The sequence below is a fragment of the Nocardia grenadensis NBRC 108939 genome (assembly GCF_001613445.1).
Taxonomy (GTDB): Bacteria; Actinomycetota; Actinomycetes; order Mycobacteriales; family Mycobacteriaceae; genus Nocardia; species Nocardia grenadensis.
Genome location: NZ_BDCJ01000025.1, coordinates 15353 through 35962 on the forward strand (window position 1 = coordinate 15353; position 20610 = coordinate 35962).

The 20610-nt window shown below is 68.1% G+C and carries 16 protein-coding genes; 5 read left to right on the plus strand and 11 right to left on the minus strand.

Annotated features, from left to right (window positions below; translation table 11 throughout):
* Window positions 1-38: 38 nt before the first annotated feature.
* The 6 genes from NGR01S_RS24500 to clpB all read right to left on the minus strand — a co-directional run bounded on the left by NGR01S_RS24500 (window position 39) and on the right by clpB (window position 7361).
* Window positions 39-743: a lysoplasmalogenase gene (locus tag NGR01S_RS24500; protein WP_063040761.1), complete on the minus strand. Its 705-nt coding sequence runs from the start codon at window positions 741-743 to the stop codon at window positions 39-41.
* A gap of 1 nt (window position 744) precedes the next feature.
* On the minus strand, window positions 745-1803 hold the full coding sequence (locus NGR01S_RS24505) for a beta-ketoacyl-ACP synthase 3 (RefSeq protein ID WP_063040763.1): 1059 nt from the start codon (window positions 1801-1803) through the stop codon (window positions 745-747).
* Window positions 1804-1897: 94 nt separating this feature from the next.
* Window positions 1898-2446, minus strand: coding sequence for an orotate phosphoribosyltransferase (gene pyrE / locus NGR01S_RS24510; protein ID WP_063040765.1), 549 nt, complete (start codon window positions 2444-2446; stop codon window positions 1898-1900).
* Between the two features lie 135 nt (window positions 2447-2581).
* Window positions 2582-3598 carry a TtfA family protein gene (locus NGR01S_RS24515; RefSeq protein ID WP_245664753.1) on the minus strand — a complete coding sequence of 339 codons (1017 nt, stop codon included), beginning with the start codon at window positions 3596-3598 and terminating at the stop codon, window positions 2582-2584.
* Between the two features lie 65 nt (window positions 3599-3663).
* A complete protein-coding gene (locus tag NGR01S_RS24520) occupies window positions 3664-4437 on the minus strand; it encodes a DUF5666 domain-containing protein (RefSeq protein ID WP_063040769.1) in 774 nt (257 codons plus the stop codon).
* Window positions 4438-4769: 332 nt separating this feature from the next.
* Entirely contained in the window at window positions 4770-7361 is a 2592-nt protein-coding gene (gene clpB / locus NGR01S_RS24525; protein ID WP_063040771.1) for an ATP-dependent chaperone ClpB, read from the minus strand.
* A gap of 334 nt (window positions 7362-7695) precedes the next feature.
* Here clpB and NGR01S_RS24530 point away from each other — a divergent pair, with 334 nt between their 5' ends.
* Window positions 7696-8853, plus strand: a complete 1158-nt coding sequence (locus NGR01S_RS24530; protein ID WP_063040773.1) for a globin domain-containing protein — start codon at window positions 7696-7698, stop codon at window positions 8851-8853.
* 65 nt (window positions 8854-8918) lie between these two features.
* Window positions 8919-9701: an FAD-binding oxidoreductase gene (locus tag NGR01S_RS24535; RefSeq protein ID WP_063040775.1), complete on the plus strand. Its 783-nt coding sequence runs from the start codon at window positions 8919-8921 to the stop codon at window positions 9699-9701.
* A gap of 441 nt (window positions 9702-10142) precedes the next feature.
* Here NGR01S_RS24535 and NGR01S_RS24540 read toward each other — a convergent pair whose 3' ends face one another.
* From NGR01S_RS24540 to dnaK, 4 genes are all read right to left on the minus strand, one after another.
* Complete coding sequence (locus NGR01S_RS24540; protein WP_174551748.1) at window positions 10143-10577, minus strand: heat shock protein transcriptional repressor HspR; 435 nt, start codon at window positions 10575-10577, stop codon at window positions 10143-10145.
* Window positions 10578-10630: 53 nt separating this feature from the next.
* Window positions 10631-11800, minus strand: coding sequence for a molecular chaperone DnaJ (dnaJ, locus tag NGR01S_RS24545; protein WP_063040779.1), 1170 nt, complete (start codon window positions 11798-11800; stop codon window positions 10631-10633).
* Between the two features lie 171 nt (window positions 11801-11971).
* Entirely contained in the window at window positions 11972-12682 is a 711-nt protein-coding gene (gene grpE / locus NGR01S_RS24550) for a nucleotide exchange factor GrpE (RefSeq protein ID WP_063040781.1), read from the minus strand.
* Complete coding sequence (dnaK, locus tag NGR01S_RS24555) at window positions 12679-14529, minus strand: molecular chaperone DnaK (protein ID WP_063040783.1); 1851 nt, start codon at window positions 14527-14529, stop codon at window positions 12679-12681. Before dnaK ends, grpE begins: the two co-directional genes overlap by 4 nt.
* A 496-nt stretch (window positions 14530-15025) precedes the next feature.
* Between dnaK and NGR01S_RS24560 the strand changes: the two genes are divergently transcribed.
* From NGR01S_RS24560 to NGR01S_RS24570, 3 genes are all read left to right on the plus strand, one after another.
* On the plus strand, window positions 15026-16366 hold the full coding sequence (locus NGR01S_RS24560; RefSeq protein ID WP_174551744.1) for a hypothetical protein: 1341 nt from the start codon (window positions 15026-15028) through the stop codon (window positions 16364-16366).
* A 145-nt stretch (window positions 16367-16511) separates the two neighbouring features.
* The gene (locus tag NGR01S_RS24565; protein WP_063040787.1) at window positions 16512-17867 is read left to right on the plus strand and encodes a S1 family peptidase; all 1356 of its coding nucleotides are present in this window, start codon (window positions 16512-16514) and stop codon (window positions 17865-17867) included.
* Window positions 17868-17885: 18 nt separating this feature from the next.
* Complete coding sequence (locus NGR01S_RS24570) at window positions 17886-19202, plus strand: S1 family peptidase (protein WP_444979989.1); 1317 nt, start codon at window positions 17886-17888, stop codon at window positions 19200-19202.
* Window positions 19203-19679: 477 nt separating this feature from the next.
* Here NGR01S_RS24570 and NGR01S_RS24575 read toward each other — a convergent pair whose 3' ends face one another.
* A complete protein-coding gene (locus NGR01S_RS24575) occupies window positions 19680-20438 on the minus strand; it encodes a DUF8020 domain-containing protein (RefSeq protein WP_063040789.1) in 759 nt (252 codons plus the stop codon).
* Window positions 20439-20610: the final 172 nt, after the last annotated feature.

A 20610-nucleotide genomic window follows, 5' to 3' on the forward strand; every position in this document is an offset into this window, starting at 1 on the left:
CGGCGCCTGCGCGCTACCCAGCGGAAATCCCTTCCGGCTCAGCGGGTGGCGAATGGTGTGCGCTCGTGTGCGGCCGGATCGGCGAGTAGGAACTGGGCGGCGCCGTAAGTCGCCAGGATGACCGCTTCGATCACCCGCCGTGACCGTTCACCGCGCGCGAAGAGCCGCCGCAGCACGATGAGACCGTCCGATACCGTGAACAGCAACGCCCCCGCGCCGAGCCTGCTGCGGGGATCGGCGTTCGGAATGTTCAGGCCCGCCACGTTGTCCGCGTCCGGGGCCAGGGCCGGAGCGGAGGCGAGTACGGCCGCGGTACCCAACGTCACGCCGTACGCGCTCAGCGGCGCGGCGAGTGCGGGCGCTTTCGCGCGAAGCAGTGCGGCGGCACCGGCCCAGGCCAGCACCCTCGGTATCGCGACAGCGGCGGACGGCCGCGCACCGTAACGCCACCACAGCGCGGCATACCCGGTCTGCATCACGGCGAAGGAGGACGCGCCGGCGATGAGCCGGCGATCGTCGTCGGGATCGATGAGCAGTACGTCTCCGACGGTCGCGGCACCCAGCGAACTCAGCAGCAGGGTCCGGTCGGCCGGCACGATATCGGCGCGGCTGGTGGCGATATCGGCCGCGAGCAGCGGCATCATCAGCGGTTTGGCCGCCCACTGCCATCGCGGCCGGCCGGTGAGCGCACCCGCCACGGTCACCGCGGTGGCGGCGAGGAATCCGACCCGCAGCGGGCGCATCTCAGAGACTCGACTCGGCGGGCGCCGGCGGCAGGATGACGACCTGACCCGCGTAGCTGAGCCCCGCGCCGAAACCCAGCAGCAGCGCCAGCTGACCGCCCTTGGCCTTACCGGTGGCCAGCATCTCCTCCATGGCCAGCGGAATCGAGGCCGCGGAGGTATTACCGGTGTTCTCGATATCGCCCGCCATGGGGATATCGTCGGCCAGGCCGAGGTTCTTCTTCATCAACTCGTTGATCCGGGCATTGGCCTGGTGCGGGATGAAAACCTCGATATCGTCCTTGGACACCCCGGCCACATCGAGCGCGGTGGACAGCGCCCGCGGCAGCGTGACGGCGGCCCACCGGAACACCCGCGGCCCCTCCATTCGCAGTGCCATCCGGCCCACCGGCTCCACCTTGGGATCGGTGCCCTGTAGGTCCTCGGCACGCTGCATGTAATCGATGAAATCGACGTCCTGTTTGATCGCTTCGGCGTTCTCGCCGTCGCTGCCCCAGACCGTCGGGGAGATCCCGTTCTCCTCGCTCGGGCCGATCACCACCGCGCCGGCGCCGTCACCGAAGATGAATGCCGTACCGCGGTCGGTCGGGTCGATGCCGATGGTCATGGTCTCGGCCCCGATGAGCAGCACGTATTCGGCCGAACCGGCGCGGATCATATCGCCGGCGACCCCGAGCCCGTACCCGAAGCCACCGCATCCGGAAGTCAGGTCGAAGGCGGCGATACCGTTCATGCCCAGTTCGCTGGCGACGATCGGGGCACCGTGCGGGGTGAGCATCGGCCAACTGGAGGTGGCCAGAATGAGCGCGCCGATCCGCGAGGGGTCGACACCGCTGTTGCGCAGCGCACGCCGGCCCGCGGCCACCGAGATGGACCGCAGCGACTCGTCGCCGCTGATCCAGCGCCGGTTACGGATACCGCTGCGTTCGAAGATCCATTCGTCCGTGGAATCCAGGACCTGGCACACCTCGTCATTGCTGACCACGCGCGTCGGCCGGTAGGCACCGATGCCGAGCATTGCTACGTTGTCGTGCCCCTTCTTGCCGGCAATGCTCACCACGACTCCACGACCCTTCACTTGCGATACTGTCGGATTCTCAGGCTAACCGAGCGGGACGGACCGGTGCACAGCCGCCGTGATTCGGCAGCGGTGTTCAGTTGAGCTCGAGGTCCCCGAGACTCAGGATGGAGCGGTACTCGAGACCCTCGTCGGCGATGACCCGGTCGGCGCCGGTCTCCCGGTCCACCACGGTGGCCACCCCGACCACTGTCGCGCCCGCGTCGCGCAGCGCGCGCACCGCGGTCAGCGGAGAATTACCGGTGGTCGTCGTGTCCTCGACCACCAGGACCCGCCTACCCACCACATCGGGGCCCTCGATCTGACGTTGCATCCCGTGGGTTTTCGCCGCCTTGCGCACCACGAACGCGTCGATCGGCCGGCCCGGGGCGTGCATCACCGCGAGCGCGACCGGGTCGGCGCCCATGGTGAGGCCGCCGACGGCATCGAAGTCCCAGTCGGCGACGAGGTCGCGCAGCAGTTTGCCGATCAGCGGACCGGCCCGGTGGTGCAGGGTCGCCCGGCGCAGGTCGACGTAGTAGTCGGCCTCCTTACCCGAGGACAGCGTCACCTTGCCGTGCACGACGGCTAAATCGCGCACCAGTCCGGCCAAAACGTCCCGGTCGGTCGTTGCCTGGTCGATCATCGGTGTCCTTCCGCCCACGTAGGCGAGTCACGGCAGTACATGTCCCGGCGCCCGCTGCGGCGCCCTGCGAAGCAGGATACGGGGACGCTCCGCGCGGAGTTGTCGCAGGTCGCGCGGAGTGCGTATCGGGGAAATCTACTGCGGGACCGGACCCTGGTAGGGGCGGAATCCCGGGTGGAACGGACCCCCGGGCCGGGACTGCTCCTGATCGTCGCCGCGGGCCGGTTCCCGGTGCTCCCGCGGGTCGGAGTCGCGGTCGGATTCCGCACGGGCGGGCCGGTCCGCCGGGCGGGAATCGGGGACCACGGCCAGGCTCGGTCGCCGCGGCGGGGCATCGCCGGTATCGGCGTCGCGCCGGTCCGGTTCGTCGATATCCTCGGGATCGTCCTGGCGGTACCGGACATTGGGGGCCGGCCGCCCGTACCGACCGCCTTCGCGGTCGTCGAAATCGTCGTAGTCCTCGTCCCGGTCGTCGTACTCCGCCGAGCGGATCCGGGCGCGCGGGCGCCCGCCCCCGGGTTCGGGATCGTCGGAGCGGGGTTCGGTGACCGGCGGCAGCACGTGCAACAGGCCCGACAGCCGCAGGACGGCGTCGATACCGGTCTCCCAGTCCTTGGCCGCGGTGCCGACCGGAAGCATGCCGAGGGTCCAGTTGCCCTCGCTCCACAACATCTGCACCGTATCGGCCAGCGATTCGATGAACGCGACCATCCGCTGGTCGACCGCATGCCGCGCGATCTCGGGATTGGTCGCGAAAACGACGCGGTCGCCGATGGCGCCGAGCAATTCGAGGTCGGCGTCCTTGGGCGGATTCATCGTCTTGAGCCGCATATCGACATCGATATCCGAGCCGATCTGGCGACGGACCGCGACCAGGGTCGCGGAATCCTCCAGATCCAGCAGCACGAATTTCTCGCCCTTGCGGATACCGGTCACCACGTCCACCGCGGTCAGATACCCGAGCTTGGCCAGCGCACCGCGCCGCCACGTCGAAGCGAGCGCCGGTTCCACCGACACATAGGTGTATCCCTGGGCTTTCGCCCACACCTGCCGCGCGTGACCGGTCCGCTGCCGCTGGCGCCGGTCGAAGTAGAGCAGCACTATCGCACCCGCGAGGGTGATTGCCGCCAGCCCGAACCACATTGCCGTCATCGTCGCCTAGCCTATCGACCCGCCCGGCGTAATGCCGGGCACCCACACTGCGCGCCGCGGATTTCTCATCGCCCGCCCCCTTCGAGGGCGGTGCTGATGATGACATCGGCCTGAATGGATCCGTCCGGACTCTTCTGACCCTGCACGATCACCAGGTCGCCGGTCGGCAGCGCGTCCACGGTGGCCCCGGCCAGCGATATCACCTGAGTGGACGGGCTGGTGTGCACCGTTACCTCGGCTCCGGTGAGTGTACTGATCGTGAGCGTACCTCCGGAATTCGCGCTGATGGTGCCCATAGTGGTACCACCGGCTTCGGGATCGCCGGTCTCCGGCATATCCGGCAGGCCGGGCAGGCTGGGCAGCGCGGGACCCGAATCGCCCGGATCGGCCGGTAGTCCACGACTCGTCGGACGACTGCTGGTCGTGGTGTCGCTCGCCGTGGTGCCGGAGTCACCGCCGAAGAGCATCCCGGCGGCGATACCGGCGAGCCCGATCAACGCGATGACCGCGAGCGCGATACCGACCCACATCCCGGTCCGCTTCGGCGGCGGCGGTTCGGGCGGCATCTGTCCCGGCGGTACCTGGCCCGGCGGACCGTACCCACCCCACTGGTTCTGGTAGGGCTCGCCCGGATAGAGCGGCATCTCCCGGGTCGGATTCGGACCCGCCCCCCAGCCACCGTAGGGATCGTTGCCCGGATAGGCCGTGGTCGGCTCCCCGTAACCCACCGGGCCGTAGCCCGCGGATAGCTTCTCGGTGGCCGATTCCCCCGGCTGACCCAGGTGCTGGGTCGGATCGTCGTCCGGCCGCCTCGCCCAGGGATCGTTCGGGTTGGTCATGTCACCCAGACTAGGCGTACCCCCGCCTCCGCTCCGGCCGTGCACGCCGACAAGCCGACTGTCCGCCCACAGCACCCACCGGAGCCAAACCGGCGTACCTCCGCATCCGCTCCGGCCGAGCACGTCCATATGCCGACGGTCGGTTCACACTCCCCGCAATCAACCTCGGCGTACCTCCGCGTCCGCTCCGGCCGAGCGGGTCGACATGCCCACGGCACCGGCCCCGAACCTCGACCGAACGGTCCCGGGCGAGCGCGGTCGTCCGGGACCGGTGCCGAGATGCGGCGCCGACGACAGGTCGGCGCCGCATTCGCGGTGAACGTGGCGCAGGGTTATGGGCCCGCGGTGACCGCGGCGGGGTCGCGATCGCGCGGCCCGACGACGAGCCCGTCCCCGTCCGGGGTGACGCCCACATCGACCGTGTCACCGTCGGTGACCTTCCCGGCCAGCAGTTCCTTGGCCAGAGTGTCGCCGATGGACTGCTGGATGAGGCGCCGCAGCGGGCGGGCACCGTAGACCGGGTCGTATCCGCGCACCGCCAGCCAGAACCGGGCCGAATCGCTCACCTCGAGGGTCAGCCGCCGTTGCGCGAGCCGCCGCTGCAGCTGATCGAGCTGAATGTCCACGACATGAGCGAGCTGGTCCTCGTCGAGGGCCTGGAACATGACCACATCATCGAGCCGGTTCAGGAACTCCGGTTTGAACGCGGCGCGCACCGCGTTCATCACGAATTCGGCGTCGGCTCCGGCGCCGAGATTGGAGGTGAGGATCAGGATGGTGTTGCGGAAATCCACCGTCCGGCCCTGTCCGTCGGTGAGCCGGCCCTCGTCGAGTACGGCGAGCAGGATGTCGAAGACATCCGGATGCGCCTTCTCGATCTCGTCGAACAGCACCACCGTGTACGGCCGCCGCCGTACCGCCTCGGTGAGCTGCCCGCCCTGGTCGTAGCCGACGTATCCGGGCGGGGCGCCCACCAGGCGGGCGACCGCGTGCTTCTCGCTGTACTCGCTCATATCGATGCGGACCATCGCGCGTTCGTCGTCGAACAGGAAGTCCGCGAGCGCCTTGGCCAGCTCGGTTTTACCGACACCGGTAGGCCCGACGAACAGGAACGAGCCGGTCGGCCGGTTGGGGTCGGCGACTCCGGCCCGCGCTCGCCGCACCGCGTCGGACACCGCGCGCACCGCGTCGTGCTGCCCGACGACGCGACGGCCGAGTTCGGCTTCCATCCGCAGCAGTTTCTCGGTCTCACCCTCCAGCAACCGGCCCACCGGAATACCGGTCCACGCAGAGATCACCTCGGCGATATCGTCCGGCCCGACCTCTTCCTTGAGCATGACCTCGCCGTCGGCCGCCGCGCCGGAGGTCTTCTCGGCCTCGGCGAGTTCCTTCTCCAGCGTCGGGATCCGGCCGTACCGCAGTTCGGCGGCCTTGCCGAGGTCACCGTCGCGTTCGGCGCGCTCGGATTCGCCGCGCAGGTTTTCGAGCTTCTCTTTGAGTACCCGGACCTGGTCGATGGCGGTTTTCTCGTTCTGCCAGCGGGTGGTGAGCTGGTTGAGCTTCTCGCGATCGTCGGCGAGTTCGGCGCGCAGCCGCTCCAGCCGCTGCTTGGACGCCTCGTCGGTCTCCTTCGTCAGCGCCACCTCTTCGATCTCGAGCCGCCGCACCGCGCGTTCGACCTCGTCGATCTCCACCGGCCGGGAATCGATCTCCATCCGCAGCCGCGATGCCGCCTCGTCCACCAGGTCGATCGCCTTGTCGGGCAGGAAGCGGGAGGTGATGTAGCGGTCCGACAGCGCGGCCGCGGACACCAGGGCGGAGTCGGTGATCCGCACACCGTGGTGCACCTCGTAACGCTCCTTGATACCGCGCAGGATGCCGACGGTGTCCTCCACCGAGGGTTCGCCGACCATCACCTGCTGGAAGCGGCGCTCGAGCGCGGCGTCCTTCTCGATGTGCTGCCGGTACTCGTCGAGGGTCGTCGCGCCGACGAGCCGCAGTTCGCCGCGGGCGAGCATCGGCTTGATCATGTTCCCGGCGTCCATCGCGGATTCGCCGGTCGCGCCGGCACCCACGATGGTGTGCAGTTCGTCGATGAAGGTGATGATCTGCCCGGCACTGGATTTGATCTCCTCGAGCACGGCCTTGAGCCGTTCCTCGAATTCGCCGCGGTACTTCGCGCCCGCGACCATCGCGCCCAGGTCGAGCGAGATAACGGTCTTTCCACGTAGCGATTCCGGGACGTCACCGGCCACGATGCGCTGGGCCAGGCCCTCCACGATCGCGGTTTTGCCGACGCCCGGCTCACCGATGAGCACCGGGTTGTTCTTGGTGCGTCTGGACAGCACCTGCACCACCCGGCGGATCTCGGTATCGCGCCCGATCACCGGGTCCAGTTTTCCGGCGCGCGCGGCGTCGGTGAGGTCGGTGGAGTACTTTTCCAGCGCCTGATAGCTGCCTTCCGGGTCCGGGCTGCTCACGCGGGTATTGCCACGCACCGTGGTGAACGCCTCGCGCAGAGCGGTGGCCGTGGCGCCGTATTTGTCCAGCAGCATGGTCACATCGGAGTCGCCGGAGGCCAGGCCGACCATCACATGTTCGGTGGAGACGTACTCGTCGCCGAGTTCGGTGGCCAGATGCTGGGCCGCGGTGATCGCGGCCAGCGCTTCGCGACCCAGCTGCGGAGTCGTGGTGGCGCCGGTGGCGCGCGGGAGCCGGTCGACGATGTCCTGGGCCTCGCGTCGCACTGTCGCGGGGTCGGTGCCCACCGCTTTCAGCAGGGGCGCGGCGATACCGTCGGTCTGGTCCAGCAGTGCCACCAGCAGATGAGCCGGCCGGATCTCCGGGTTGCCGGCGGAGGAGGCCGCCTGCAATGCGGCGGTCAGCGCGGCCTGGGTCTTGGTGGTGGGATTGAACGAGTCCACGAAGCACCTTCCTGCTAGTCGATATCTCATCCGGCATCCGCACCGATCCCGGTGTCTCGTGCCGTCCTGCCCGATTCAACGTTCGAAAGGTTGAGTCTGTTCCGCTCAACTTTAGTTTTTTCTACGGCTGTACCCGGCCGCCGGGTTGCCAGAAAAGTGCTGGGTCACGGCTCATAACGACGCGTCGTTACCCGCCAACAAGATCGATCAAACCCGGTAACCGTATTTCACACCCACCATCATCTCTTTTTTCGGGGATACTGGTCGGGTGAAGGACCGCCGGTAACGGCTACGTCCGTCCGGGTCGGAATCCAGGGAAAGGAAGCTCCACGCCGTGGATGCGCGTTCGGCAGCGCTGGTCCGCGCCAACTTCCAGTCGGTGCTCGATGCGCCGAGTGGTCCCGAGCGGTTGGTCAGCGCGTTTTACGGTCACCTGTTCGCGGAGAACCCGCGGCTGCGGGAACTGTTCCCGCCCGCCATGGATATGCAGGCGAAGCGGATCGTCACCGCGGTCCAGTACATGCTCGATCACCTCGAGGACTGGGATCGCGCCCAGAAGTTCCTCGAACAGCTGGCTCGCGATCATCGCAAGTACGGCGTCGAGGCCGCACACTACGACCAGGCCGGCCCCGCCCTCTACGCCGCCTTCCAGACCTACAACGGCCCGTACTGGACCAGAGAACTCGCCGAGGGCTGGCGCGATGTGTGCCTGCTCATCTCCGCCGCCATGGCCATCGGGGCCAACTCCGACGATTCACCGCCTTACTGGGAGGCCACCGTCGTCGGGCACCGGCACGTCCTCGAGGACCTCGCCATCGTCCGGTTGCAGTCCGACGACCCGATCCCCTACCTGGCCGGGCAGTACGTCCCCGTTTCCGTTCCGCAGCGGCCACGGATGTGGCGCTACCTCTCCCCCGCCATCCCGTCGAACCCCTACGGCGAGATCGAATTCCATGTCCGCAAGGTCCGCGGCGGCTGGGTGAGCCCCTCCATCGTCAACGAGACCAAGGTCGGCGACCGCTGGCTCATCGGCGGACCGCTCGGCGGCCTGCAGGTCGACCAGGACAGCGGCCGCGATGTACTGATGATCGGTTCGGGCACCGGTGTCGCGCCGCTACGCGCCCAGCTGATCGAGATGGGCCGGCGCGGAATCAACCCTCGCGTGCACTTCTTCATCGGCGGGGTCTACCCCTGCGACCTGTACGACGTGGAGAACATGTGGCAGCTCTCGCAGAGCAACCCGTGGCTCACCATCGTCCCGGTCTGCGAGCACAAGACCAACCCGTGGTGGTACCCGCATCCCACCGAGGACGCGCCCTACGGAATGCACCGGCGCCTGGTCGGCAACCTCGGCGCCGTGGTGGCCAGCTTCGGCGCATGGGAGGATCGGCAGATTCAGATCGCCGGTTCGGCGAAGATGATCGCCGACACCCGGCGCGCGCTGCTCGCGGTCGGCACCCCGGAGGAGATCATCAGTACCGATCCGGTCTGATCGGTATCGGCACATCGAGCACCGGGCGGTCTACCGCTCGGCCCGGCCTGTCAGCGGAGTGAGATATGACGAACGACCCGAGCGCGTCCCCCGCCCATTCGTCCCAGCGGTCGTACTGGCTGGCCGATGTCGTCGAACATCACCGGCTGCGCCACGATATGGCGGTTGTCCGCTTGATCGGCGAGTACATACCGTTCCATGCGGGCCAGTCGGTGCAGGTGGAGGTCCCGCAGTTCCCGGGAATGCGCCGCCGGTTCTCCCCCGCGCTGCCGCCGTCGCTGGACGGAAAGCTCGAATTCCACGTGAGAACCGTCGCGGGCGGCTGGTGCAGCGCCGGTATCGTCGCCGACACCGCGGTCGGGGACCGGTGGAAACTGTCCGCGCCCGAGGGACTGTTCACCGTCGACCCCGACGGCGACGAGGTGGTGATGATCGCCGGCGGCACCGGTCTGGCTCCGCTGCGGGCCCAGATCCTGGAACTGGCCCGGCACGAGAACCCGCCCACCACCTATCTGTTCTTCGGCGGCTCCGCCCCGCGCGACCTGTACGCCGCCGATATGCTCGTCCTGCTCGCCGCCGACCTGCCCTGGCTCACCGTGGTGCCGGTGGTGGAACGGCTCGATGATCCGTCCTGGCCCGACAAGTGGTACGAAAGTCACCGAGTGGACATCGGTTTCGACGAGGACGACCTGCTACAGGGCACCCTCGCCGAAGTGGTCGGCTCCTACGGTTCGTTCAACCGGCACCAAGTGCTGGTCTGCGGTTCGCCCGCGATGACCAGGTCCACTGTGGAACGGCTGCTCGACGCCGGTACCCCGGCCGAACGAATCCAGTTCGAAGGAGCCTGACCCGGCGCCGGTCGATCGAGTCGGAGTCGACAATCCAGAGACCGGTGAATTGAGCACTTACGGTGGCGTGCGCCTCCTCAGGCCGGTCGAGGCACACGACAGCATCCACCTTCTGTCTATCCCGGATGGTCTACCTCAATGGTCGGGCCCCCGATTCTGGAGCGATAGAGCGAAGGAGCGCAGCGACCGAGCGTGTGCAGTCAACAGTCCAGAGACCGGTGACCATTGAGCACTTACAGTGGCGTGCGCCTCCCCAGGCCGGTCCAAGCGCACGACAGCATCCACCTCCGGTCTATTCCGGATGGTCTACCTCAATGGTCGGGCCCCCGATTCTGGACCGACGGAGCGAAGGAGCGCAGCGACCGAGCGGAGGAGGGAAGAATCGGGGTCACAGGGCCCCGACCCGCGCGCCGGAGGCGCGCAAATCAATACTGCCGCAAATCAATACTGCCGCCGGTGACGCGGCTGCCACACCACCAGGGCGGTATTGCGCTGCGGCGGAATCAGTTCCGGCCGATAATCCGGCCGGGTCCGCTCCCGTTCCAGTTCCGCGGTCAGCTCGACCACCCGCTGCTGGAGTTCGGTCACCTGATTGGTGAGCTCGATGATCCGTTTGATGCCGGCGAGATTGACGCCCTCGTCCTGGGAAAGCCGCTGCACCTCGCGCAGCAGCTCCACATCCCGTTCCGAGTAGCGTCGGCCGCCACCCGATGTGCGCTGCGGTGTCACCAGACCCAGCCGGTCGTAGGTACGCAGGGTCTGCGCGTGCATACCGGCCAGCTGGGCGGCCACCGAGATCACGAAATATTCGGTACTCGATTGCCGCCCCTCCCGGGGGCCTACGTGGTTACGCTGCGCTGCCGCCTCCGGGCCCATCGCTCGGGCCGCCGCGCGAGCCGATTCTGCCTCGGGTCCTCGTTTCGGCTCCATCACGCACCTGCCCATCCCGCTCTCGGATCGAAGCCGCTGGCCTTCTCAGCCTCCTGCAACGCGCGCAGCGCGGCAACGGCATCGTCATCCAGCTTCGGCGGCACGGCGACCTTCACGGTGACCAGCAGATCACCGGCTCCGCCACCACGTTTGGGCACTCCGCGGCCCCGCACCCGCAGGATGCGTCCGTCCGCGGTACCCGGTGGCACCTTCACGCCGACCCGGCCCTCCAGAGTGGGCACCGATACGGTCGTACCGAGCACCAATTCACTGTAGCTGACCGGCAGTGCCAGGGTCAGGTCGTCGCCGGCCCGGCCGAAGACCTTGTCCTGGCCGACGTGCACCGTGACGAACAGGTCGCCCGAGGGCGCGCCCCGCAGGCCCGCCTCACCCTGTCCGGCGAGCCGGATCCGTTGCCCGTCCGCGATACCCGGGGGGATGCGGACATTGATGGTGCGGGTGCGGTTCTGGATACCGCTGCCGTGGCAGTCCACGCACGGGTCGTCGATGATCGACCCGGTGCCGCGGCACTCGTCGCACGGTTCACTGAATCCGAACGCGCCCTGATTGCGGCTCACCACACCGCTGCCGTTGCAGATCGGGCACACTCGGGGGCTGGTACCCGGTTTGGCGCCACTGCCATGACAGGTGGTGCACGGCGACGGGCTGGTCAGGTGCAACGGCACCGTCACGCCCTTGGCCGCCTCCCGGAACCCGAGGGTCGTCTCGGCCTCCACATCGGCGCCCCGGCGGGGCCGGCCGCCCCCGCGTGTGGGACCGCCGCCCCGGTTGAACAGGCCGCCGAACAGATCACCGAGCCCACCGTCGGCACCACCGCCGGCCTGGCCGAAGATATCGCCCAGATCGAAACTCTGGGAGAACCCGCCACCGGCACCCGGGGTGAAACCGCCGCCCCGCCCGTACCCGCCGCCGGAGAACAGCCGCCGGGTTTCGTCGTACTCCGCGCGCTTGGCGGGATCCGACAGGACGGTGTGCGCCTCGCTGACCGCCTTGAACCGTTCCTCGGCCAAGGCATCGCCGGGATTGGCGTCCGGATGCAGATCACGGGCCAGTTTGCGGTAGGCCTTCTTGATCTCTTCGGTGGAGGCGCCGGCGGAGACACCCAGCTCCTTGTAGAAGTCCTTCTCGATCCACTCCCGCTGGCTCACCGGGCATCTCCTCCTCTCGATACTGTTCCGCGGCCCGCACGGGGCCCTGCGTGGTCGTACTTTCCTACCGCCTCCGGGCCCGTCGCGCGCCGCGTGACGGGAGCGCGGCGCGCGCGGATCACTCCGTGCGCGCGCCGCACCACCCGGTCCGTGGCTTTCGCCGCGGAGTCGTTACTTGTCCGAGCCGGCATCAGCATCCGATGCCTCCGCCCGAGCGGGTTCCGCGCTGTCCGCGGCACCCTGGCCCGCTCCGAGGTCGCCGACACCGTCGGTGACGCCGACCAGCGCGTGCCGCAGCACCCGCTCACCGAAGCGATACCCCTTCCGCATCACCACGCCGATCACCGGATCGTGTCCGGAGCCCTCGTGCTGGACCGCCTCGTGCAGGTTCGGATCGAAAGGCTCGCCCTCGAACCCGAACTCCTCGAGCCCCTGTTTGCGCAGAGCCTCGATCAACTTGTCGGCCACCGAGCGCAGCGGCCCGGATTCCAGGTCGCCGTGCGCCTTGGCCCGGTCCAGGTCGTCGAGGACACCGAGCAGTTCGGTGACCACGGCGGCCTTGGCGGAATCGATCGCGGTCTTGCGATCGCGTTCGACCCGGCGCCGGTAGTTGGTGTACTCGGCCGTCAGCCGCTGCAGATCGGCGGTGCGCTCGGCGAGTTCGTCCGATGCCGGGGCCGCGGCGGGCGCCGCGTCGACGCCGTCACCTTCGAGGCCGGCCTGGGGCGCCTGGGGGGCTACGCCCTCCTCGGTCCCGGCCGAGGAGGCGCCGTCGGCCGCCCCGGCCTGTTCACGGACCTCACCGGTCTCCGGATCGATCTTGCGCTTGTCGACGAAGCTGACCGGCTCTTCGGAGTTTCCCTTGTTTCCCGAATTCGTCACTTCTTCTCCGTGTCGACCGGCTCGTCCACGACCTCGGCGTCGACCACCTGGTCGTCGCCGGCGTCCGCACCCGCGGCGCCGTTACCGGAGGCCGCGCTCTCGGAGGCCTGCGCCTCGTAGATCGCCTGACCCAGTGCCTGCGATTCGGTGGCCAGCTTCTCCACCGCGGCCTTCACCGCGGCGGTGTCGGTGCCCTCGAGCGCCTTCTTGGCGTCGTCGATCGCCGCCTCAACCTTGGACTTCACATCCGCCGGAACCTTGTCCTCGTTGTCGGAGATGAACTTCTCGGTCTGGTGTACCAGCGATTCGGCCTGGTTGCGGGTCTCCGCTTCCTCGCGGCGCGCCTTGTCCTCGGCGGCGTGCGCCTCGGCGTCCTTGACCATCCGGTCGATCTCTTCCTTGGACAGGCCGGAGCCGTCCTGGATCTTGATCGTGTTCTCTTTACCGGTGCCCTTGTCCTTCGCGGTCACGTGCACGATGCCGTTGGCGTCGATATCGAAGGTGACCTCGATCTGCGGCACCCCGCGGGGGGCCGGCGGGATACCGGTCAGCTCGAAGGAGCCGAGCAGCTTGTTGTGCGCGGCGATCTCGCGCTCACCCTGGAACACCTGGATCTGCACCGACGGCTGGTTGTCGTTGGCCGTGGTGAAGGTTTCCGAACGCTTGGTCGGGATGGTGGTGTTGCGCTCGATGAGGTTGGTCATCACGCCGCCCTTGGTCTCGATACCCAGCGACAGCGGGGTCACGTCGAGCAGCAGGACATCCTTGACCTCACCCTTGAGCACACCGGCCTGCAGTGCGGCGCCGACTGCGACGACCTCGTCCGGGTTCACGCCCTTGTTGGGTTCTTTGCCACCGGTCAGTTCCTTGACCAGTTCGGAGACCGCGGGCATCCGGGTGGAGCCACCGACGAGCACGACATGGTCGATATCGGAGACCTTGATCCCGGCGTCCTTGACCACGGACTGGAACGGCGCGCGGGTGCGGTCCAGCAGGTCCGAGGTGATCTTCTGGAACTCGGCGCGGGTCAGCTGCTCGTCGAGGAACAGCGGGTTCTTGTCCGCGTCGACGGTGATGTAGGGCAGGTTGATCGAAGTGCTCTGCGAGGAGCTCAGCTCGATCTTGGCCTTCTCGGCGGCCTCGCGCAGCCGCTGCATGGCCATCTTGTCCTTGGTCAGGTCGATGCCCGAGCTGGACTTGAACTTGTCGACCAGCCACTTCACGACCCGCTCGTCCCAGTCGTCACCACCGAGGTGGTTGTCACCGGAGGTGGCACGGACCTCGACGACACCTTCGCCGATCTCCAGCAGCGAGACGTCGAAGGTACCGCCACCGAGGTCGAAGACCAGGATGGTCTGTTCCTTGTCGCCCTTGTCCAGGCCGTAGGCCAGGGCGGCGGCGGTGGGTTCGTTGACGATGCGCAGCACATTGAGGCCGGCGATCTGGCCGGCTTCCTTGGTGGCCTGGCGCTGGGCGTCCTCGAAGTAGGCGGGCACGGTGATCACCGCGTCGGTGATCTCCTCGCCCAGGTAGGACTCGGCGTCGCGCTTCAGTTTCATCAGCGTGCGCGCGCTGATCTCCTGCGAGGTGTATTTCTTACCGTCGATCTCCACGGTCCAGTCGGTGCCGATATGCCGTTTCACCGAGCGGATCGTGCGGTCGACGTTGGTCACGGCCTGGTTCTTGGCCGGCTGACCGACCAGCACTTCACCGTTCTTGGCGAACGCGACGACAGAGGGCGTGGTGCGCGAACCCTCGGAGTTGGCGACGACGACCGGCTCACCACCTTCGAGAACGGCGACGACCGAGTTCGTGGTCCCGAGGTCGATTCCGACCGCACGAGCCATTTGTTTCCTCCTCATTTTCGACTGCTTGTGTCTGTCCGGGCACTGTGCCCATTGCGCCGCGGGTCGAGGGACCCACCGCGCGGACCAGCCCCAGGCAGAACATAGAGCACGGTCCCAGCAATACTGAGCGTGGTCGGCTCAATCCTGCCCGGCTTCCGAGAGGCCGTCAAGTCAAACTTGAGCCTATGTCACTCAACATTGTCGATCAGCTCAACCCCCGGCCCCGGCGATCTATTCCCGCCCCCGCAGCACACCGGTGCCCGCCCCATTCTTCCCCGACCCGACACCCTCAACCGGCTCGGCGCGGTATCGTGACCCAGCTGTATCGCGCCGGCACCCCACCGGGCCCCGCGCCCCGATCCCCACGACCCGATCGTCAGCGCTATTGTCGAAGCTCCGCCCATGGTGACCGCACCGTCCCGCGTCGCGGTACGGCGACGTGCGGGTGAACCGTACCGTGGTTTTTGGATGAGGAAGTCGAAGCGAGGATCCGAGAATGGCCACTGGGGTGGGCCTGCACATCGCCGAGTACGCGTGCACCGCGGCGGTCGTCGACGACGACGGGGATCCGCACTTCATCCTCCGTGAGCCGGTGCTGTACATGTCCGAGGACGGGGACGCGGCCCTCGGCGGCGCCGTCGCCCCGCCCGGGCACAGCCATCCGATCACCGGTTTCGTGGCAGCCGTGGGCGATCCGGCGGGCGTCGTCGTGGACGACGGCGAGGCCTATCGCGGCGAAGACCTGCTCGCCACCGCCCTGTTCTGCCTGATCAACCTCACTGCCGAACACCTCAACGGTCCCGCCGAGTTCTATGCCGCCCATCCCGCCGGATGGGACGCCGGACAGGTGATGGCCCTACGCGGCGCGCTCGACTATCTGGGCCTGAAATCGGTGGCCCTTGTCGGCGAGGACGAACTCCCCGCGGGCCCCGCCCATCTCACCCCCGCGGATACGGGCCGGTATTTCGCCGAGAGCGCGGGCCGGGCGGCACTCGCGGTCGTCCTGGAGACCCCGGCCGGCGCCACTCCGCCCGATCCCTCCACCGCCCAGAACTCCGCGCTGGACACCGTCGTCATGCCGAAACTGCGCGACGGCGATACCCCGGCCAAGGCGTATTCCGCGCTGGTTCCCGCCCTGGATCCCGAAGCCACCTACGGTGGCCCGAGCCTGGCGGCCATAGCCGCCGGGTCGGACCCCGCCACCGGATCGCGGCCGGCCACCGGGTCGGGGCCGGCGGCCGGCCCCCGGCCCGCGACCGGTACCGCGGCAGCGGTTTCCGCCTCGACCCCGGCGAAGCCCGCGACCGCGGTGGCGGCCACCGACCGGAATCGCGGCCACCGACGTACCGCCGCGCTGGTTGCGGCCGCGGCGTTCGGCGGCCTGCTGATCGGCGCCCTCGGCGTCACCGCGATCCTGCGGCCCGGCGCGGCGGAGCCGGGCGAACCGGCCACCACCTCGGTGGCCGATACCCCGCCGGCTCCGCCGCCGGTCCAGCCGCCGGTTCAGCCGCAGCCGGTCGCCCCGGCCCCCGAGATCCCGTCCTACACATCCGAGCCGACCTACGAGCCGGAACCCATCTACACCGAGGAACCGCTCCCCGCCCCGCCTCCGGTCACCGTCACCGAAACGACCCCGGCGCCCACCACGGCCCCCTCGACGACCATCCCGGAGCCCAGCGGCCCGACCCTCACCGAGCCGACCACCGAGACCGAGACCACAACCACCCGGACCCGGCCGCGGATCTTCCCCTTCCCCGTTCCGTTCCGCACCGAGGACCCGGAAATGGACCTTCCCGACACCGGATCCAAGGAAGGTCGTCAAGAAGAGGCCAGATAACGATTTGTGCCTTAGAGTGATCCGCTGACCGGTGTTATTCCGGCCACCCCGGCAACTCGGTCGAAGCTCGAGCAAACCTGTGCGCCAACGGATTCGCTCTCGTGGCCACGGATTATCTGGCACACAGTGCCGACGAAGGGACTCCATGCGCAAGTCGGTGGCGCGTCGCGCCGCGGTCAAGGCTGCCGTTATCGGCTCGACCGTTCTCCTGGCTCCCCTGTTCGGTGCGACCGCGGCGATCGCCGCCCCCGAACCCGGGCAACTCAGCGCCGAGGACCTACCGGCCGAACTGGTCGAAGCGCTGTCCCGCGATCTGAACATGACCCCGACCGAATATCTGGACCGTGCCGCGCGCGCCCAGCAGCTGCAGACCTACGCCGCCGAGTTCCGCGCCGAGCGCCCGGAGGTCTTCGCCGGCGCGTGGATAACCCCGGAGGGTAAGCCCACCGTCGCGGTGACCTCGCCGGACGCCGCCAAGGTGGCCAGCGACGACGGGTATTCCACTCGCCTGGCCCCGGTCTCGGCAGCCGCGCTGGAAACCTCGCTCACCCAGATGAACCAATGGGTCGCCGCGCAGCCCCGGGATATCTCGCAGCTGATCAATTCCATCGCCATCGACTTCCTCAACAGTCAACTGGTCGTCAATGTCGCGAATACGCCACTGGCACATATGCTCAACTTGCCGACCCTAATCGCCAACATCAAGGTGGTCCTTTCCCCGGACGGCGGCGGCCCGGTGGAGCATCATCCGATGGGTGGGGACACCTATATCAGCGCCCCCGGCGCGCTCGACGACGCGGAGTTGAAGAGCGTCGATGTCTGCTCGTTCGGCTTCAACAGTGTCGATTCCGCCGGTAACGCACTGAATATCAGTGCCGGACATTGCAATCCGAATATCGACAAAGGCGACGGGCGGGCCGCGGTATACGGTCCGAATATCCGCAATATTCCGGCGAGTCCGCAGCTGGGCACCTTCGTACGGTCGGAACTCGGTGGTCCCAGCACGCTGGACTATTCGGTTATCCAGCTGAACGAGCGCGCGGTGGGCGCGGGCATGGATCAGCCGTCGGTGCGCGGCGCCAACGGCACCACCCTGACCATCACCGGTACGGCCGATCCGGTGGTCGGCGCCCCGGTGTGCAAATCAGGACAGTCGTCCACCTTCACCTGTGGGTTCGTGGTCGCCGACCGGGTCGAGACCCAGCTGTTCACCACCGAAGGCGACTCGAAGATCATCCGCGGTTTCGCCAGCTCGGCCTGCACCCTGGGCGGCGACAGCGGCGGCGCCATCGTCACCGGCACCCTGGCACTGGGTATCACCAGTGGTTCCAATGCCGCCGACGCGCCCGATTGCGAAAAGGCCAATATCGCGCTCGCCCAATACGGCGGCACCGCTACGCTGGGCATTCCCATTCGCGGCATCCTCTCGCACGCCGACGCGACGGCCGGTGGGGGCATCGGCAGCGGTATCGCCGTACGAACCAGGCCGAATGCCGGGTGAGCCCGATATAGTCTTCGCATGCTCATGCCACGCATAGGTAAACGAAGGTCGGCGCCGACCAGAAAACGCATGCAACGTGCCGCGGTCGCCGCCTCGGCGGCAGTCCTGCTGTTCGGCCCGACCGCGGCGCTCTCTTCGGCCGCCCCCGACCCGGGTGTCGGCCTGCCGGCCGACCTGGTGGCGGCGCTGAACCGAGATCTGCACATCTCCCCCGAGGAGTACCTGGCGCGCGCCGATACCGCGCAGCAGGTGGCGGCCTTCGCCACCACCGCCCAGCGTCAGTTCCCCCAGGTGTTCGGCGGCGCCTGGCTCGACGAGCAGGGCCGCGGAGTGGTGGCCCTGGCCAACGGCCCGGGCGGCGACGAAGCCCGCGGCGCGGCCGAATCGAGCGGATTCGTGGTCCGCAATGTCGCCAAGAGCGAAACGACGCTCCGCGGCGAGAAGAGCGCCTTCGAACGCTGGCTCGACGGCCAGCCCGAAGCGGTGTCCTCCCTGGTGCGCGGTGTCGTCATCGATACCGTGAACAACAGCATCGCGGTGCGCGTCGACAAGGTCGGCCTGCCCATGCCGAACTTCATCGATCCGGCCCGTGTCATCGTCATGGCCCCGCCGGTCGCGGCCGAAACGCTGCCTCAGGCGTCCGCGGTCGCCGAGGCGGGCGACGCCGCGATCGGCGGCGGTGACGGCTTCGCCGCCATCGCCGGCGACAGTTCGCTGCGCTGCTCCTTCGGCTTCAACGCAATCGGTCCGGCGGGTAACACCGTCAACATCACCGCCGGGCACTGCAACCCCGATCTGAACAATGTCGGCGCCGCCGGCGTGCACGAGTCCCTCGGCGGCAACAAGGTCGGCCCACAGATCGCCACCTACCAGAAGTCGGTGCTCGGTGCCCAGGACTACTCGATCATGAGTATCGCCGACGGCGCCGCGGGCCGCTTCCAGAACAATCAGGTCAAGGTGCCCGGCGCGGCCCCGATCGCGGTCGACGGCGTGGCCACCCCGGTGGTCGGCGCTCCGGTCTGCAAATCGGGTTCCCGTACCGGGTTCAGCTGCGGTGTGGTGAACGCCGTGGATCAGACCGTCCAGGTCGGTGACCGCCAGCTCACCCAGAGCTTCTCCGCCAATATCTGCGCTCTCCCCGGCGACAGCGGCGGGCCGATTGTGACCGGACGCCAAGCCCTGGGCATCTCGAGTGCCTCCTCGGTTGCCGATTACCCCATCTGCGAGATCCCCAACATCCTGGGCGTGCTCACCGGTAACGCCCCGCAGCTGTTCGCGCAGCCGGTGAGCGTCGTGCTCTCCGACAACCCGGGCCTGCGCATCCGCACGAGCTAGAGGTCGTTCCGCTCTCCGCGCCGGCCGCACCCGGCTCGGTGCGGAGAGCGGAATATCGGCACCGCACCCGTGGGTGCGACTCGCATCGAGCATCGAGCAACGAGAGGGCCGGCAGCGCTGCGCTGCCGGCCCTCTCGCCTGTCCGGGACTCCCTGCTACCGATCTGCCGCCGTCGACGCGGCCCACGAGGTCGAGCCCGACGGCCGCGGGGTTGGGGTGCGGAGACTCCGGCCGTCGCGCTGTTACCGCGCCCGAGGCAGGGCAAGCTGTGCTTCTTCATTCACTTGCGCACACAGCCGGAGTCCGATCGCCCGGTCAGCGGGTGGCGGCCCGGACGGACACACCCCGTCCGGGGCTCCCGTCGCGCGATGACAGCAGTAGGCCGCCCCCGTTACGCATCTTTCTGTACGCGAACAGACAAAAGGGCCGACAGCGGCAAGCTGTCGACCCTTTTGGTTACTTCGGTGACCGGGGGCCCTACTTCTCCGCGGGGGCGGGCTCCTCCTGGATGACGGGCTTGCCGTCGTTGGCCCACTTGGTCGTACCCGCCGGCGCCTGCAGCGTGTTGATCAGCTCGATACCCGCAGCGACCAGCGTCGGACCACCGACAGCGATGGTGCCCAGAATCCCGCCTACACCCGCACCGGTGAGCAGTCCGGGAACACAGCCGGCCACGATCGTCACGGCGCAGCCGATAACGGCACCGATCGCGGTGCCCACAAACCCGCCGATGGCCGTCGCAACGCCGAAGTTGCTCGAAAACTCGTTCTGGGCCTGCTGGTTTTCCGACGGCGAGGCGATGGCCTTCACGGCCAAGGGCTGGTCCGTGGCCAGTCCGGCAGGCTTCTCCGGAATGATCTCGAGGACGGTGCCGTCCTTCTTGACCTCTGATTTCACCGGAATTGCAGTTCCGTTGGCGGTGAACTCGAGCGGCATCGAGACGACGACGTCGCCGGCCTTGTCCTTGATCTCGAGTACCTGGGTCTTGTCTACTTCCGCGACCGGCTCGGCCTCCGAGACGGCGCCGTCCTGTGCCAGGGGCTCCTGCTCCTTCTCGACGATGGAGAAGGTGCCGCCACCCAGGGTGGCGACAACCGTCTTCTCGACGAGCTGCACGGCGTAGTTGACCGGCTCTTTCGGTGCGGGAGCCGCCGGCTGGGCGTGCGCGGTGCCCCAGCCCAGGGTGAGCGAACCAATGACCGTTGCTGCAATCGCAGTAGGTCTCGCGAGTTTCATCCAGTTCCAATCGGGGTATGGACGTCACATCCCGCACGCGAGGGGCCCGCGAGGGGACGCGACCCGAAATCCTCACCCGAGCGTTATGAGATGTCACGGTTCCTGATAGATCGGGCTGAGCGTAGTCGAATCCACTGCCAAATGGCGAGATTCGTTTCCCAAACGTAAGAAG

Coding starts and splice junctions, on each gene's coding strand:
- NGR01S_RS24500 (WP_063040761.1), bottom strand. CDS start 743: ATGCGCCCGCTGCGGGTCGGATTCCTCGCCGCCACCGCGGTGACCGTG.
- dnaK (WP_063040783.1), bottom strand. CDS start 14,529: ATGGCTCGTGCGGTCGGAATCGACCTCGGGACCACGAACTCGGTCGTC.
- NGR01S_RS24575 (WP_063040789.1), bottom strand. CDS start 20,438: ATGAAACTCGCGAGACCTACTGCGATTGCAGCAACGGTCATTGGTTCG.
- pyrE (WP_063040765.1), bottom strand. CDS start 2,446: ATGATCGACCAGGCAACGACCGACCGGGACGTTTTGGCCGGACTGGTG.
- NGR01S_RS24560 (WP_174551744.1), top strand. CDS start 15,026: ATGGCCACTGGGGTGGGCCTGCACATCGCCGAGTACGCGTGCACCGCG.
- NGR01S_RS24570 (WP_444979989.1), top strand. CDS start 17,886: ATGCTCATGCCACGCATAGGTAAACGAAGGTCGGCGCCGACCAGAAAA.
- NGR01S_RS24565 (WP_063040787.1), top strand. CDS start 16,512: ATGCGCAAGTCGGTGGCGCGTCGCGCCGCGGTCAAGGCTGCCGTTATC.
- NGR01S_RS24515 (WP_245664753.1), bottom strand. CDS start 3,598: ATGACGGCAATGTGGTTCGGGCTGGCGGCAATCACCCTCGCGGGTGCG.
- NGR01S_RS24520 (WP_063040769.1), bottom strand. CDS start 4,437: ATGACCAACCCGAACGATCCCTGGGCGAGGCGGCCGGACGACGATCCG.
- NGR01S_RS24535 (WP_063040775.1), top strand. CDS start 8,919: ATGACGAACGACCCGAGCGCGTCCCCCGCCCATTCGTCCCAGCGGTCG.
- NGR01S_RS24540 (WP_174551748.1), bottom strand. CDS start 10,577: ATGGGCCCGGAGGCGGCAGCGCAGCGTAACCACGTAGGCCCCCGGGAG.